Origin of the sequence: Enterococcus sp. CR-Ec1, assembly GCF_002850555.1 — a bacterium.
Lineage (GTDB): Bacteria > Bacillota > Bacilli > Lactobacillales > Enterococcaceae > Enterococcus_D > Enterococcus_D entomosocium.
Map to the genome: position 1 here is coordinate 2,240,254 of NZ_CP025223.1, position 16,249 is coordinate 2,256,502.

18 protein-coding genes are annotated in these 16,249 nt (G+C 43.0%); all 18 read right to left on the reverse strand.

What is annotated here, in order from left to right; all coding sequences use genetic code 11:
• Nucleotides 1–15 precede the first annotated feature (15 nt).
• The gene (gene argR, locus CXM95_RS10820) at nt 16–465 is read right to left on the reverse strand and encodes an arginine repressor (protein WP_005235362.1); all 450 of its coding nucleotides are present in this window, start codon (nt 463–465) and stop codon (nt 16–18) included.
• 97 nt (nt 466–562) lie between these two features.
• Nucleotides 563–1,384: a TlyA family RNA methyltransferase gene (locus CXM95_RS10825; RefSeq protein WP_008378483.1), complete on the reverse strand. Its 822-nt coding sequence runs from the start codon at nt 1,382–1,384 to the stop codon at nt 563–565.
• Complete coding sequence (locus CXM95_RS10830) at nt 1,381–2,277, reverse strand: polyprenyl synthetase family protein (protein WP_005235358.1); 897 nt, start codon at nt 2,275–2,277, stop codon at nt 1,381–1,383. Before CXM95_RS10830 ends, CXM95_RS10825 begins: the two co-directional genes overlap by 4 nt.
• The gene (locus CXM95_RS10835; RefSeq protein ID WP_005235356.1) at nt 2,274–2,495 is read right to left on the reverse strand and encodes an exodeoxyribonuclease VII small subunit; all 222 of its coding nucleotides are present in this window, start codon (nt 2,493–2,495) and stop codon (nt 2,274–2,276) included. Before CXM95_RS10835 ends, CXM95_RS10830 begins: the two co-directional genes overlap by 4 nt.
• Nucleotides 2,476–3,828, reverse strand: coding sequence for an exodeoxyribonuclease VII large subunit (gene xseA, locus CXM95_RS10840; RefSeq protein WP_101699156.1), 1,353 nt, complete (start codon nt 3,826–3,828; stop codon nt 2,476–2,478). Before xseA ends, CXM95_RS10835 begins: the two co-directional genes overlap by 20 nt.
• The gene (locus CXM95_RS10845; RefSeq protein ID WP_005235351.1) at nt 3,829–4,680 is read right to left on the reverse strand and encodes a bifunctional methylenetetrahydrofolate dehydrogenase/methenyltetrahydrofolate cyclohydrolase; all 852 of its coding nucleotides are present in this window, start codon (nt 4,678–4,680) and stop codon (nt 3,829–3,831) included. It abuts the gene before it with no gap.
• 293 nt (nt 4,681–4,973) lie between these two features.
• Complete coding sequence (nusB, locus tag CXM95_RS10850; RefSeq protein WP_005235350.1) at nt 4,974–5,438, reverse strand: transcription antitermination factor NusB; 465 nt, start codon at nt 5,436–5,438, stop codon at nt 4,974–4,976.
• A complete protein-coding gene (locus CXM95_RS10855) occupies nt 5,431–5,856 on the reverse strand; it encodes an Asp23/Gls24 family envelope stress response protein (protein WP_005225770.1) in 426 nt (141 codons plus the stop codon). The genes nusB and CXM95_RS10855 overlap by 8 nt, the downstream gene beginning before the upstream one ends.
• A 209-nt stretch (nt 5,857–6,065) precedes the next feature.
• Complete coding sequence (locus CXM95_RS10860; RefSeq protein ID WP_005235349.1) at nt 6,066–7,130, reverse strand: M24 family metallopeptidase; 1,065 nt, start codon at nt 7,128–7,130, stop codon at nt 6,066–6,068.
• Between the two features lie 214 nt (nt 7,131–7,344).
• The gene (locus tag CXM95_RS10865) at nt 7,345–7,584 is read right to left on the reverse strand and encodes a GlsB/YeaQ/YmgE family stress response membrane protein (RefSeq protein WP_005225767.1); all 240 of its coding nucleotides are present in this window, start codon (nt 7,582–7,584) and stop codon (nt 7,345–7,347) included.
• Nucleotides 7,585–7,658: 74 nt separating this feature from the next.
• Nucleotides 7,659–8,024, reverse strand: coding sequence for a DUF956 family protein (locus CXM95_RS10870; protein ID WP_005235348.1), 366 nt, complete (start codon nt 8,022–8,024; stop codon nt 7,659–7,661).
• Between the two features lie 116 nt (nt 8,025–8,140).
• A complete protein-coding gene (locus CXM95_RS10875; protein WP_005235347.1) occupies nt 8,141–9,052 on the reverse strand; it encodes a PTS system mannose/fructose/sorbose family transporter subunit IID in 912 nt (303 codons plus the stop codon).
• 20 nt (nt 9,053–9,072) lie between these two features.
• Nucleotides 9,073–9,876 (reverse strand): PTS mannose/fructose/sorbose transporter subunit IIC, encoded by an 804-nt coding sequence (locus CXM95_RS10880; protein ID WP_008378492.1) that lies wholly within the window; start codon nt 9,874–9,876, stop codon nt 9,073–9,075.
• Between the two features lie 30 nt (nt 9,877–9,906).
• Nucleotides 9,907–10,899, reverse strand: coding sequence for a mannose/fructose/sorbose PTS transporter subunit IIA (locus CXM95_RS10885; RefSeq protein ID WP_101699157.1), 993 nt, complete (start codon nt 10,897–10,899; stop codon nt 9,907–9,909).
• Nucleotides 10,900–10,967: 68 nt separating this feature from the next.
• Nucleotides 10,968–11,462 carry a PTS system mannose/fructose/N-acetylgalactosamine-transporter subunit IIB gene (locus tag CXM95_RS10890; RefSeq protein ID WP_026008065.1) on the reverse strand — a complete coding sequence of 165 codons (495 nt, stop codon included), beginning with the start codon at nt 11,460–11,462 and terminating at the stop codon, nt 10,968–10,970.
• Nucleotides 11,463–11,691: 229 nt separating this feature from the next.
• A complete protein-coding gene (locus CXM95_RS10900; RefSeq protein WP_051013021.1) occupies nt 11,692–14,466 on the reverse strand; it encodes a sigma-54-dependent transcriptional regulator in 2,775 nt (924 codons plus the stop codon).
• Nucleotides 14,467–14,696: 230 nt separating this feature from the next.
• Nucleotides 14,697–15,230 carry a GNAT family N-acetyltransferase gene (locus CXM95_RS10905; RefSeq protein ID WP_008378501.1) on the reverse strand — a complete coding sequence of 178 codons (534 nt, stop codon included), beginning with the start codon at nt 15,228–15,230 and terminating at the stop codon, nt 14,697–14,699.
• A 96-nt stretch (nt 15,231–15,326) separates the two neighbouring features.
• The gene (locus tag CXM95_RS10910; protein WP_101699158.1) at nt 15,327–16,235 is read right to left on the reverse strand and encodes a diacylglycerol/lipid kinase family protein; all 909 of its coding nucleotides are present in this window, start codon (nt 16,233–16,235) and stop codon (nt 15,327–15,329) included.
• Nucleotides 16,236–16,249: the final 14 nt, after the last annotated feature.

Sequence of the window (16,249 nt, forward strand, 5' to 3'; positions counted from 1 at the left end):
CCCTTGCCTCCTCTTCTAAACGTAACGTTGGAAATCCCTGAATAGGTTCTCGGTATCTGCTTCTGTTCTAGTGATCATCAAGACGTTGTCATCATCGTTTAACGTGCCAAATAATTCCTTGGCATAACGTTTATCGATTAAATTCGCCAAAGCCGAGGCATTGCCGGGCAGTGTGCGCAGGATCACAAATTTGTCCATTCGATCGACAGAAACAAAAGCCGTTTTTAGGATTTTATCTAGTTTACCACTCACGTCTTCCGTTGTCTCTTGCGGGATACTGTAGCGATAGCCACCTTTTTGGGAAGGAACTTTCACTAACTTCAATTCCTTGATATCTCTTGATATGGTTGCTTGTGTGACTGAGACGCCGCGATCTTTTAACAACTCGACAAAATCTTCTTGTTTCTGAATATCTTGTTCACTTAACAATCGTGTAATCAAGCGATGCCGTTCTTTTTTTCTCATCTCTTGTTCCTCCTGAATGAATTCCTACTAATTTTATCCTATTTTGCGCAAGAAAGAAAGAGAGCCGACAAGTAAAATGTCCACTCTCTTCCATTCTTTATTTTGGTTGATGAAAGGTCTCATGTGCTGATGCAACAACTTTCGGGATATCGATCCCTACTGCGGTACCTTCTTGCAGGCTTTTCTTTAAATGTACGATAAACTCGATATTCCCTTCGCCACCAGTGATTGGTGAAAAACTTAGGTTTAAGACATCGAAGTTTGTTTTCTTAGCAAATGCTAGTACTTCCTCCAAAACTCGTTCATGGGTTTTGGGATCACGAACGATCCCATTTTTCCCGACTGCTTCTTTGCCCGCTTCAAATTGCGGTTTAATCAGCGCCATCACTTCGCCATCCGCTACCAAAATATCATATAGCGGGGGTAAAATCAGTTTAAGTGAAATAAAAGAAACATCGATCGTAGCGGCATCTGGAAGACCGTCTAAAAAATCAGTTGGTTTTGCATAACGGAAGTTGACCCGCTCCATTACGATCACTCGCTCATCTTGCCGCAGCTTCCAGGCTAACTGATTGTAACCGACATCCAATGCATAGCTTTTTTTGGCACCATTTTGCAATGCCGCATCAGTAAAACCACCGGTGGATGCGCCGATGTCTAACATGATTTTATCGGTTACGTCAAAATCAAAGACTTTGAGTGCTTTTTCTAACTTGAGACCACCACGAGAAACATAAGGCAGCTTTTTGCCTTTGATCTGCAGCAGCGTATCTGCGGCAATTTTTTCTCCCGGCTTATCTAGGCGCTCATTATTTTTTTCTTTGTACACCAATCCAGCCATCACTCCCCGTTTGGCTTGCTCTCGGGTCTCAAACAGGCCTTGCTGGACAGCTAAAACATCTACTCGTTCTTTCTTCATGCGTTCCCTCGAATCTCAAATCGTTCCACAAATGCCAATAAAACATCCGGCGTAAATTGACCGTATTGACTTAATTGCGCCAGAATTTCTTTGGCCTTGCCTAATTCTTCTGTCAAGGCTTGCTGCGCGCCTGCTAAGCCAAGTAAAGCAGGATAGGTACTTTTCGCCAATTCGTCATCTCGACGGACAACTTTGCCTAGCTCTTCGGTCGTACTAGTGGCATCCAGCAGATCGTCGCGAATTTGAAAGGCTAACCCAATATGCTGGGCAAAGCGATCCAATTCATGCAGAACTTCTTCCGTCTGGTCGGCTAAGACACCTCCAGCAATCACCGCAAAGCGGATCAATTCTCCAGTTTTCCGTTCATGAATGGACATCAGTTCCTCAAGACTAAGGGCTTGGTTTTCTCCTTGAATATCAGCTGCTTGGCCGGCGACCATGCCTTGTGTTCCCGCCGCTTTACTCAATTGCTGCAGCAGCAAGACTTTTTGATTGGCTTCGATCTCCGCCATAGCGACTAATTGAAATGCAGCCGTCAAAAGACCATCTCCAGCTAAAATCGCTAAAGCTTCACCAAAAACCTTATGGTTGGTAGGTTTGCCTCGACGCAGATCATCGTTGTCCATTGCTGGCAGATCATCATGGATCAGCGAATACGTATGCACCATTTCTAGGGCTGCCGCACACTGGTACACCGCGGTATTGACGGGTTTGTGAAAAGCGGCGACTGTTGCTGCCAATAAAAGCGGGCGAATACGTTTGCCGCCAGCTTGGATCGAATACTGCATGCTTTTAAACAATCGTTGATCAGAGGTGTGTTCTTTGACAAAGCGCTCCATGACTTCTTCAATCAATGGGGCGTGTTCTTTTGTGAATTCTGTTAAAGCACTCATTGGTTTTCCTCTTCAAAAGGCACTTCTTCGTTAGATTCTGTCATCATTTTTGTTAAGGACTTTTCTGCTTTACTCAAAGTGTCCTTGCATTGCTTACTCAAAACCATCCCTTTTTGAAAAGCATCTAGTGCCTCTTCTAAGGGAACATCCCCTTGTTCCAAACGGGTTACAATTTGTTCTAATTCTTGTAATGATTCTTCAAATGTTGGATTTGCCATGATTAACTCCTTCTGTACTAATAACTTCGACAAGTGCTTGGCCATCTTGGTAATGGATCGTCAGCTGGTCTTCTGGCTCGATCGTATCAATCGATTTGATCACCTGCTCATTTTTCGTGGTATAGCTGTAGCCCCGACCCATGATTTTCAGTGGGCTTAGCAAATCAAGAGATTGGACTGCATTTGCAAATTGATTTTCTTTTGCTGCATAAATATCTTTCATGGCTTTCATTAAGCGTTGGGAAAGATAACTGACCTCTTGGTTACTAGCTTGCAATCGCGCTTTTGGTTGTTGTTGTGCTAACCGTGAAATCAATTGCTGTGCATGGCGATCCTTGTCATAAAGCAAGGTTTGCAGACCTTGCTGCATCCGCTGCTGCAACTGATCGAGTTTGATGGACTGTGCCTCATACAAGCGCTCTGGTTGTCGAAAAACATATGATCCAATCACTCGCTGATAGCGTTCTTGTTTGTACTGGATCTGGTGCATAAAAGCTTGCTCTAATCGGGCTTGTCTTTCTTCGATCCGCAAAATCTCTTCTGATAGGACGGGCACTGCTAATTCGGCAGCTGCGGTCGGAGTTGCCGCCCGCACATCCGCCACTAAATCGGCAATCGTCGTATCGGTTTCATGCCCCACTGAAGAAATAACGGGGGTTTTTGCGTCAAAAATGGCTCTTGCCACTCGTTCTTCATTGAAAGGCCAGAGGTCCTCAATCGACCCACCCCCACGTCCGATGATCATAGTATCAAAGGTACCATCGGCTTCGACTCGTTGGATATTTTTCACCACATCATCCGCGGCTTTGTTGCCTTGTACCACGGTTGGATACAAAACGATCTGAGCAATGGGATAACGCCGCTGGGTCGTCGTGATGATATCTCTGATCACCGCCCCACTAGGACTGGTCAAGACTGCGATGCGTTTCGGGTATTTCGGCAACGACTGCTTCGGTGCAGAAAATAATCCTTCCGCTGCCAATTTCTGCTTTAATTGTTCATAGGCTTGATAAAGGGCACCGACACCATCTGGTTCCATGTGATCGATCACCATTTGGTAATTTCCGCTTGCCTCATACAAGGTGATACGTCCAACCGCCATGACTTTCATGCCCTCTTCTGGTTGAAAGCGCAGCTTGTCAAAAGCGCCCTTGAACATGACGGTCGAAATTTTTGCACCATCATCCTTTAAACTAAAGTATTGGTGATTGGGGCGACGATGAAAATTAGAGATTTCCCCCGTCAAATAAACCCGTTCTAAATACGGATCGACGTCAAACTTACGCTTGATATATTTTGTTAATGCGGTCACCGTTAAATATTCTTGCGCCATTTAGTTTTTCATTGTCTCCTTTGCTGCCTCGATCGTTTGGGCCATCAACATCGTGATCGTCATTGGTCCTACACCTCTAGGTACCGGGGTGATATAGCTAGCGATCGGTTCGACTTCATCAAATTTCACATCGCCGATCAACTTGCCATTGGCATCCCGATTCATTCCTACATCGATCACCACGGCCCCTTCTTTTACGAAGTCTTTTGTGACAAAATGACCGCGGCCGATCGCCACGACTAAAATGTCCGCTTGCTTCGCTAACTCAGGCAGATTTTTGGTTTTTGAATGAGCAATAGTCACGGTGGCATTTGCCCCTAAGAGCAAGTGCGCCATCGGTTTTCCGACAATGTTGCTGCGGCCGATAACTAAAGCATTTTTCCCTTCCAATTCGATCCCATACGCAGCAAACATTTTCATGATGCCATAAGGGGTACAAGGAATTCGGTCAGGTACACCGGCAAATAATTTTCCTAAATTGATTGGATGAAAACCATCGACATCTTTTTCCGGTTTGATGGCTAACAGCACTTTTTCTTCATTGATATGTTTTGGCAAAGGAAGTTGAACCAAAATGCCGTGAAAGGCATCATCGTTATTGAACTGTTCGATTTCTGCTAATAATTCTGCCTCAGTAATGGATTCAGGATAGCGGGCAACACGGGAATTGATGCCGATTTTCGCCGCAGCTAGTTCTTTATTTTTCACATAAGTCTGGCTTGCTTTGTCTTCTCCAACAAGTAAAACAACTAATCCCGGTGTCACACCCTGCTCTTTTAGTGTTGCTGTCTCTGAAAGAAACGCCGCTTGCATTTTTTCAGCCAATTCTTTTCCATTGATCAATGTACCCATTCTGACAACTCCTCCAACCTGATTATACTGACTTATTTTGTAAAAAGAAACGCATCAATCGTTTGTCGATCTGCTTCTTCATGTTTTCTATCATAGCATTTTCTGAAAAGAAAAACACCGTCTAAGGCTCCCTTTTTTCGGAAAAAACGAGGTCAAACCGACAAAGTGTATGCAAAAAAACCGAACGATCAAGCAGGACCGTCAAAACAAGGCGGTTGCTCATAAATCGTTCGGTTTCTGCCTCGATCGAATAAAGGCTGTTTTCTTTTGTTCGATAGTGTTAAGGCTGAAAATTACTCACTTACTTGGTTGTTTTTTGTTTCTAGCTCTTGATTGACTGTCGATAAAATACCATTGACAAACTTTCTTGACTGATCGTCACTAAAGGTTTTCGCTAATTCGATCGCTTCATTCAAAGCCACACGATTCGGCACATTATCCACATAGATCATTTCATACAAAGCGATTCGTAAAATCGTCACGTCCATTTTTGATAAACGCTGGATTTTCCAACCGGCTTTTAGATGACTTTGAATGACTTCATCCAAGGCTTCTTTGTAATGACAGACACCTGCCACTAATTGATCTAAATAAACAGGGACAAAATGCTCTTGTTCTTCATCAATCAATTCATGGTGTTCCAACTCGATGGCATGCATGATGGCATCTTGTTTCGTTAAATCTTTGTTAAAGTCTAGTGGAAATAAAGCTTGTAACGCCATTTTCCGTATTTCATGCCGAGATAATTCTTTACTCATTTTCTTCCTCGTCGTTTCCAAATAATTCTTCGATGTCTGGTAAATCTACTTTTTCTGGCACGACTGCCACAACATGAACATTTACTTCAGCCAGTTGCACATCTGTCATAAATAAGACTTGCTGTTTGACCCGTTCTTGGATCTCCATTGCCACTTTAGGCACTGACATCCCATAAGTGATATAGCAGTAGATATCCACTTTGATCCCTGTTTCATCGATCGTTAAGTAGACTCCTTTGCCATGAGCTGCGCGGCCTAGTAATTCAGTGACACTGTTTGCCAGTGTTCCTCGCATCCCATAGACACCTTCCACTTTAGAAGCAGCGATCCCAATAATGATCTCGATCACTTCTGGCGCGATGACGATTTCGCCTAATTCAGGACTTGCATTTAATACAAGGTTTTTATCTTCATTCATACGTTTTTGCCTCCATTCTAAACAGCTGTACCGTATTGTTTGTAAAAAAATCGCTCGTTTTTTCCGTTTGAAACAAGCCAGCGCTTGATTCAATCAATAACATCCATGGCACAGTGTTTCTTCTCGCTCTAAGTTTATCATTTTCTGCACTGAGAATCTATAATAACCCACTATTCTCAATGAATTTTCTGAAAAACAAGGTCGATGAATCAGAGAATGATCAATTCTTTCGGTGAATGTGTCAACACTTTATTACCAGTTTCAGTGATCAAAAGATCATCCTCGATACGAACGCCGCCAATTCCTGGAAGATAGATGCCTGGTTCATCTGTAATGACGTTTCCGACAACAAATGCTTTATCAGCACGGAAGGAGACATTTGGTCCTTCATGGATTTCTAAACCAATCCCATGGCCTGTTGAATGACCAAAAGCATCCCCGTAGCCAAAGGAAGCTATGTGATCCCGGGCGATCGCATCTAGCTCAATTCCGGTCATTCCAGGTTTTGCTGCTGCCAAGACTTTTTCTTGTGCTTCTAGCACGATTTGATAGATTTCTTTCAATTTATCGCCAGGATCCCCCACAGCAAAAGTTCTGGTCATATCAGACACATAGCCTTGATAGTAACAGCCAAAGTCTAACGTGATCAGATCGCCTTGTTCAATCACTTTTTCACTGGCAACCCCATGGGGCATTGCTGAACGAAGACCACTGGCCACGATCGTTTCAAAAGATACGCTTGTGGCACCTAATGAACGCATAAAGAAATCTAACTGATTCGCCACTTCGATTTCGGTCATCCCTGGGCGGATCATTTTCAAAATATGTTCGAACCCTTGATCGGCGATATGGCAGGCTTGTTGGATCAATGCGATTTCTTCCTCATCTTTGACTTCCCGCAATGCCTCGATCATACCAGATACAGGAGCTAATGAGGATTCCTCAATCAAGTCTTCTAAGACGGAGTATTCAGCAAAGCTGACGAAACTTTCTTCAAATGCTAAGACATTGATTTCTTCCTTTTGGCAGATAGTTGCAACTTCTTCAAAAATCGGTCCACTATTTTTTACGATCTCAAATCCTTGGGCTTGGGCCGCTGCTTGCTCTGTATATCGGAAATCTGTTACAAAAAAAGCTTTGTCCAACGTAATGACTGCTAAACCAGTTGTACCAGTAAAGTTTGTCAAGTAACGCAAATTGTATGGGCTGGTGATCAAGAACCCATCAATCGAATCTTTTCTCATTGCTTCACGTAATTTTTCAACTCTTAACATGTATCGTTCCCTACTTTCTTGTTCTATACGATAGTATTATAACAAACTTCCAGAAAAAGCGGAAAGTAAGCGAAAAGTTTTCTAAAAAATCAAACAATACGAACCTAAAGAATGGTGTTTTAAAAAGACTCTAGTTGGCTCTCTCGTTGTTCTTTTCTAGATAACTTTAATCCACAAAAAAAGCAACCCAATCAACGGATTGCTTCTTTGATAATTATCTTTTACGTCCCAAAAAGAATGATACGACAGCCACGAAAATGACTGCCCCAATGATTGCTGGCACGATTGCCATTCCTGCCACTTGCGGTCCCCAAGTGCCGAATAAGCCTTGTCCGATTGATGCGCCCACAAGTCCTGCCACGATATCAAAAATGCAACCGCGTTTTTCTCCTGCGATGGCGCCACCGATTGAACCGATGACCGCTCCCACGATCAATGTCCATAAAAAGTGCATAATAACCCCTCCTAAACTTTCTTATAAAAAGGGTAACATATTGAGAATCAATTGGAAAAACATATGCTCTCTTGTTATTTTCTACGGGTAATTGCCCGTTTCAAGATATCGAAAAAGCCAAGAGAATGGACCATATGATCTGGGTCAACGTATTCGCGAATTGCCCGCAGAACTTTTTTTGGTTCTTTTGATGAGAAGGTATATGTCCCATTCTTTTTGGTCCGAATCGCATACCGTGGGATCCAGCGTCCTTTGAACAAGACCGAAGCGATCACATAGTCGACATCTTCCCAAGGAATTTGAATAAACTTGCGTTTGTCACGATCATTATAAAACTCAAAGGCATTATCGCCGATCATTATTTTGCCGTATTCATTGATACCTAAAAAAGACGTAGCATCGATCGTCAAATCAACTTTTGTATTAAGGGATTGTACCATTTGCGCTTACTCCATTCTATATCGTCTTATCGTTACCTATTATACGTGTTTGCGGCATGTTTGGCGAATAAATAAAAAGATGCTTGGGTCTCCCCAAGCACCTATCATTGAAAAGATTATAACAATCCGATCAAGTGTCCACCGATACCGACTAAGAATAGACCGATAATAATGACGATTGGAGAAACTTTTTTCTTCAATAACCACATACATAACAAAGTAAGCAATAGTGCAGCTAAACCAGGAATCAATTGATCCAAGTTGTTTTGCAATGTTGTTACTTTTGTATCAGTCAATGCACGGCCTTCAGCTACTTGTTGGAAGGCTTGTTGCAAACCAGCTGAACCAGAAGGCAAGTTCGCCCAGTCGACATAAGCACCTTCATCAAGCGGTACGCTTGAGACAACTGGTGCAAAGGAAATCGATACCCAACGTTGAACAAGTGACCCTAATACGAACATCCCTAAAATAGAAGCACCTTTTGTTACATCTTGTAGCAAACCACCTGAAAGGTCATCTGTGATTTTAGAACCAGCACGGTAGCCGAATTCTTGTGTGTACCACATAAATGCCCAACGGATGATGTTCCAAGCAACGAAGAAGATGATTGGGCCTAAGATGTTTCCGCCTAAAGCAAGAGAAGCACCTAATGCACCTAACATCGGACGTACAGTAAACCAGAACACAGGGTCACCGACACCGGCTAAAGGACCCATCATCCCAACTTTTACCCCTTGGATCGCTACGTCATCGACAGGCGCACCATTGGCACGTTCTTCTTCTAACGCTAAAGTTACACCTAAGATTGGTGATGCGATATATGGGTGAGTATTAAAGAATTCTAAGTGACGCTTCAAAGCAGCGGCACGGTCTTCTTTTGTTTTGTATAATTTTTTGATTGCTGGAATCATTGAGAATGCCCAACCACCATTTTGCATACGTTCATAGTTCCATGAACCTTGAATGAAGGTAGAGCGCCATGCTACGGCTAAACGATCTTTTTTATTTAATTGAATTTTTTCTGCCATTTTTTTCTCCTCCTTCGATTCTAATAGTCATTCAAGATATCGCCTAGAGGGTCGCCAGTGTTGCTGCCGCCGCCTCCATTTGATGATCCGCCCATTTTAGTTAGGTTCAAGTAGATCAATGCGATTGCTACTGCCAAGGCACCGATAGCGATCAATGTCAATTGAGAGATAGCTGCGATTACGAAACCGATAATAAAGAATGGCCATACTTCGCGAGTTGCCATCATGTTGATAACCATTGCGTAACCAACGGCAACAACCATACCACCACCGATAGCCATACCATCAGTTAACCATGCAGGCATTGATTCTAAGAAGTTTTGAACAGTTGCAGCAGGGATAGCCAACAATGCAGCTGCAGGAATCGCAATACGAACCCCTTGCATACATACAGCGATCACGTGCCACATTTCGATTTTACGAATGTTGCCTTCTTCAGCAGCAGCATCCATAAAGTGAACGATTGGCACAGCCAATGTACGAACGATCATTGTCAAGAACAACCCAGCAACAGCTAGAGGGATCGCAACGGCAATCGCTGTATCAACACCAGCAGTTCCTTGTCCACCTAAAACTAAAATAATTGCAGATGCGACAGACGCCAATGCAGCATCAGGTGCAACAGCGGCACCGATATTTGCCCATCCAAGTGCGATCATTTGTAATGATCCGCCCAAAATGATACATGCTTCCAAATTACCGGTCACTAAACCGATCAAAGTACACGCGATTAGCGGTTGATGGAATTGGAATTCATCCAAGATCCCTTCCATACCAGCTAAAAAGGCAACGAGTACTACTAATACCATAGATATAATAGTCATGATAGACCTCCTATTTAGTTGAATACGTTTCTATTTATTTGCCAATTCATTTTTGGCTTTGCGTAAGATTTCATCCATGTTGTCTCGAGAGTCATTTGGTACTTTACGCACATCGAATTTGATGTCGCGTTCTTTCAAATCTTCAAATGTATTCACATCATCTGTACCCATCGACAATACTTTACTTACAACAACTTTCCCAACAGAGTGAGCCATTGAACCAACGTTCACTTCAGTAATATCAACGCCACCTTCAACAGCACGTAATACATCTTGTGGGTTTTCAAATAATAGTAAAGCTTTCGTATTCCCGAAACGAGGGTCTTTAGAAACTTCAATCATTTTGTCCACTGGAATGACGTTCGCTTTTACTCCTGGAGGAGCTGCTTGTTCGATCAGTTTTTTACGCAAGTCATCTTTTGCCACCGCGTCAGAAACAACGATGATCCGAGATGGATTCACTGATTTTGTCCAAGCTGTAGCAACTTGACCATGCAACAAACGTGAATCGACACGAGCAAGTACGATTTTGATTTTGCCATCGCCTAGAACAGTTCCCGGAGGAAGTGATCCTTTAGGTTGATCGTCTTGCACTGCTTTTGGTGCTGAAGCTTCTTCTGGTTCAAGTTCTTCTGGTTTGACCTTGACCCCTTCTTTAGCTGTTTCAACGATATGCGCAGCAATTTCATGCGCTGTATTCATTGAAAAACGTGAAGCATAGGCTTCGATCACCATTGGTAAATTCATACCAGCGACGATTGCCCATTTGTCTTTGTGATCTTCAAACAAGCTGTTCGCTTGGTTGAAAGGAGTACCACCCCAAAGATCAACTAAGAATAATACTTCTTCTTGATCGTCAAATGTAGCAATTGCTTCTTGCATTTTTGCCTTGATGTCATCTGGACCTTCACTTGGCATCAATGTAACAGCTTTAACATTTTCTTGTTCGCCGAAGATCATTGAACCAGATTGCAAAATGCCGTTAGCAAATTCTCCATGACTTGCTAGGATAATTCCTACCATCTTTTTACCTCCTATATCAAAATTGAAAAATGTGACACGAATACGAAAGAAAAAACAACATCGAAAAACTAAGGGTGACTACCTTCTTTTTCCAAAATATCCTTCAAAAAGATTTTACGATCAGCTGGAACTTTGCGTATCTCCACTTCAATGCCTTGGTTTTGCAAGTAAAGCAATGAAGCAAGATCTTGATCATTGACTGACACGAAATTAGTGATCATTCGTTTTCCCATTGAAAAACTCATACCGCCGATATTGACGGAACGAATGTCAATACCTCCTTTAACCAGAGTCACGACATCTTGAGGGTTGGTAAATAATAACATGACTTTTTGCGTATTAAATAATGTGTTATGCGCCACCTCAAGCATTTTCGCTACTGTCACCACATTGGATTTGATCCCTGGTGGAGCAGCTTCTTTCAAGAGAAACTTTCGTAATTGGTCATTTGCGACTTCATCACTGACCACGATGATTCGATTGATACCAGTCATTTTCGACCAAGCTGTGGCGACCTGACCATGAATCAACCGATCGTCGATTCGGGCAAGACGTATATCCATTCCCATTGTGCAAGCCTCCTACATCCATCGATCCGCTTTTCATATTGAGGATCTGTTCTTTTTTCAATCACCTCCTGTATCCACTTATATAGAAGCAAGAAGCGTGCCAAGTTTTTCCGATACACTATTCTTGAAAAAACCTTAAGAATCAGCATTCAGATAATACACTAAAAAAGATACACTAAAAAATACTGTATCTTTTTTAGTGTATCTGTATTATTTGTAAGAATTAAAAATACATTTCTTTTTCGTGATGGTTTTTGATCAGCTCTAGCAGATAGTACTCTTCAGTCTTGGGCACTTCGATATTCATCAAGCGTGAAAACGATTGGACATGCACATGCAATTGGCCATAAAGCGGATTCTCCTCCATCGCTGCTAAATCAATTTCAGAAACAGTCAATGGCTGCCGCAGTAAGATCCGCTCCAGCATACCTGCGCCATGCATCACAAAATTGATCTGAAAGCCTTGCTGCGCCCCTACCAAATCCAAATCGTGAATGATCTCTTCGCCAAATTTCCACAACGGCTCTACTACTTTTTTCGCATTGATATAGGTAAAGTTTTCCTCTAAATACCGGACACAGATTTCCTTTGCCTGCCGATCATCTAGCTGCACTTCATCTTCAAAACTCAAATCGTTCTCTAATAGGATATCATCCAACAAAAGATCAACATCTTGGTCGATAAAACGTTCTAATGAAATAAACGGTGCGTCGATATGGGGATCGATGATCCCTGTTGCGGCAATCAGTCGATAGCGCTGTTGAATTTGATCCAAGTCCGTCCTCAGATCCGCCACCGATAACGTCACCACTTCGACATTTTGGTTTTGACGTTTTGACAATGAGCTTTGGATCAATTCTTTGATGCGCTGCGCCGTTCCCTTTCCCGAAGCGCAGACCGCTAGAATCGCTTTAGGATGGTGGTTTTGTGTCACTGGTTCTTCCACAGTGACCGCTCCATACCCGCGGAACTTCCGTAATGAATCATAGAGCTGATCGAGGTCCGTGCCGATCACTGACGCTTTACGGACCGTCTCTAGGACGATGGAGGTGGTCACCATATCGACTGTTCGAACAGCCACACCCGTTTCTCGCTGGATTTCATTATTAAAGGTCGCTAAGGACCCCATATCGACTAAGAGGATCACCCCACTGCCATCATTGACTGCCCGTACACTATCCACGATTTTTTTCAACGCCACAGCCGGGGGCATATCTAATGGCATGTCCACCGCTGTCACTTGATCGACTTCCAGCAATTGTTTGACCACTTGTACCATGCTACTGGCTGTGCTGTTGCCGTGGGCTGCAACGACGACGCCGATTTTCCCAGAGGAATGAGAGGTTCTAAGAGAAACCAGAAGAACCGCTAAATAATAAGATTCGCTCTCAGGAATCGCCACTTGGAAACTATCACCAATAAAATCGCGGACTTCTTTGGCGACTTCAAACTCTTGAGGATAATCAGCTACCATCTGACGAATATTGTCATTGGTTTGTCGTTCTTCTCCCAAATGGATTTTTTTCAAAAACGAGCTGATGTGTAAGCTCATGGCATAGATGAAATTTTGCTGAAAATCATAATTTAAGCGTTGTCGAACCAGCTCATAGATTTGATTTGTTACACTGATCACTTTCTGATCGACGAATTCACTTAATTTATTGACCGAGTTAAAGGAAAACCCGTGATCTTTATAAAAAGACTTTAGGTGAACATTGATATCTGTTGAGATAAAATGATTGATCGCTTCTTGATCTAACCCATCTGCTTTTAGCAGAGCAGCCTTGTCGCCGATAATATCGTAAAGATTATAAGGCAATTCATAGGAATCTGATTGAATATTGTTTAAGTTTTGATTCGGTTGAATGCTGATCTTCGGTTCAAGGATCTTAGAAAGCTCTGCCAGCTCATTGCGGCGATTCCCCAAAACGATCAATCCTGAACGAATCCCTTCTGGCAAATCGATCAAATCGATTTCAATCTCATCTTGTTGCATATGATTCAAAAAGCCCCGTGCACAGACTAGCTGGACATTGGATTTCAATTGACCGATATTCCCAAAACTGACACTGCCGATCAACGCTTTGACCACATCTTCTGTCAAGGAGATCGTCCGCTGAATACGGGTCGCCTCTTGCCCGACTAATACCCGAACGAGATCGACTTTTTCTGATGCGGGTCGTTTCTCAAAAAAGGGCAGTTGAATATTGATGGGAATGCGTCGGGTAAAGGTATCTAATAGCGTTGAGTTGGGGTCTTCGGTAGTAGCACCAACGATTCGGACATTCGCTTGATGATTTTTGCCCGTCTCTCCTAGACGGCTAAAGGTTCCATGATCCATAAAGTAAAAAATCATTTCTTGCCCTTCTGGCGGTAATCGATGGATCTCATCGAGAAACAACATACTCTCATCCGCTTGATCAATAATACCAATCTTCTCTTGATCGGCACCCGTAAATGCCCCCCGTACATAACCAAACAAATGGCTCATCAAAAGCTCTGGGTTATTTGCATAGTCCGCACAGTTAAAGACGATCAATTCTTTGTCATCGGCAATTACTTGATTGCTTTTGGCAAACTGGAACATCGCATGGGCAAAGTACGTTTTCCCAGAACCAGTAGGCCCTGTGATCAAGCAGTTTAGCCCTTTCGGCGGATACAAGATCGCTGCTTTCGCCTGCTCAACAGCGTTTTTCATACTTCCGTTGGCACCGATGATCGTCGCAAAAATATCTCGGTCAGAGGGTTTTCCTTGTACTCGTTGAGGGAAGGCTTTTTCTCTTTGCGGGCGACTTTCTTTGTAGCTTGGGACATACTTTTCCTTACTGCTGGGATCGACCCCTGCCGCCCAATAACGAACAGGCCGCGAGTCGCTTTTTTCGACGCGCCCTTCTTTAACAAGCTTATTTAAATCCTTACTGGCATTACTGCGCTGAATGGCTAAATGATCGGCAACTTCTGAAGTAGACAACCCCTTCTTTTCCCCTAAGCCGCTCATCGTATTTTCGACGATATATTGATAAATCCGTTCGATTCGCTTGCCCAACAGCTTCGCCTCCTTGTTTTTTCCACTTGAATACTTTACTCATTTTTCTATAAAAAAGCAACTTTTTTTCCACACAGAAAAAGCAAAATACTTTGTTCGAAAGAATAATAGAACGTCCTTTCACATGCTACTCTCAGCATAAAGCATTTTGCCAAAAAAAGATATTCAAAAGTCAGGATGTGTTAGGCTTTTTCATTGGGAATGAACGTTGGCACCTGGTCTGGAAATCGTTGCAGTTCTTTTTGCATCCAAATCACATCGTGCCATTGATTGAACTTATAGCCGACATGCGAAAAATCAGCAACTTTCCGATACCCAAGCTTCTCATGAAAAGCCTCGCTTTGTTGATTGCCTCCTGTAATACACGCAGTCAGATTGACCACGTTTTGCGCTTTTAGTTTTTCTTCAAGCCCTTGATAAAGAGCGGTGCCGAGCCCTTTTGCTTTGGCATCCGGCGCTAAATAAACGGTTACTTCAACGGTCCAATCATACGCCGCCCGTTCTTTATAGGCTGACGCATAGGCATAACCGACAATTTCACCAGCCTCTTCTGCAACGAGATACGGGTAGCGTTTCAAGGTCTTGGCGATGCGTTCCGCGAATTCTTGAACCGATGGCACCTCCGTTTCAAAGGTAATCGGTGTATTTTCTACATAATAAGCATAGATTGCTGTCAAGGCTTGGGCATCTGCAATCGTGGCAGAACGTATCGTCATAGAACCCCTTCTTTCAGTAAATTTTTTCCCAGTATACTCTTTCTGAATAAAAAAAACAATCCGCTTTTGACGGATCGTTTCCTAGTTATGAATGATTTAACGGGCTTTTTCAACTCCGCAATACACGGTAAGATGTTGCGGCAGCACCGCTACTGTGATTGGCAATTCCGGCCCTGGATCACCATCGACATTCGTTTCGATCGTTGCCCCATCCGTCAAACGAATCGTTGCTTTATCAAAAGTTTGATAACCAAGAACATCATTTGATTCCGTAACTCCTTTGAGAAGCTCAGGCGCGCTTTTGACAGTTTCCCAAAGATTCGTATCCTTTAAGTAGATCAGATGTAATTTGCCGTCATCGGTACTCGCTTTAGGCAAAAGAGATTCGAAACCGCCGATCGTATTGGATGAACCAACGATCATCGTACTGCTTTCCACAGCGATCGTCGTTTTTTCGCCATTATTTTCGGCGGTCACTTCAAACGGATGACTTTCATTTTTCCGCACTTCCCGTAGACCAGAAACAAAATAGGCCATTTTTCCCAGCTTGGTTTTTTCTTCAACTTCCACATTGTTGATCGCCGCTGGAATCATACCAATCGCCACTACATTGGTAAAATAGTCTTGATTAACCTGCCCAATATCGATTTTGCGGGTGTGATCCACTGCAAATGATTCGATGGCTTCCTTGGGATCTAGTGGAATCGCTAATGCTCTGGCTAAATCATTTACTGTGCCCAGCGGGAAGAAACCGAAATTTGGTCGTTTGTCATGAGGAGCTAAGCCATTGACTGCTTCATTGACGGTACCATCACCGCCCATTGCGAAGACACTGTCAAATTCTGCTGCTGCCTCAGAGGCAAAACGTGTAGCATCTCCTTCTTTTTCGGTATGTTTGACAACGACTTCTGAAAAAGCTTCCCGCAGCTTTTCTTCTGCCATCTCCTCAAATTCTTTCGCTTGTTCCCCACCAGAACTTGGATTGACGATCAATAATGCTTTCATAAAACAGCCTCCTT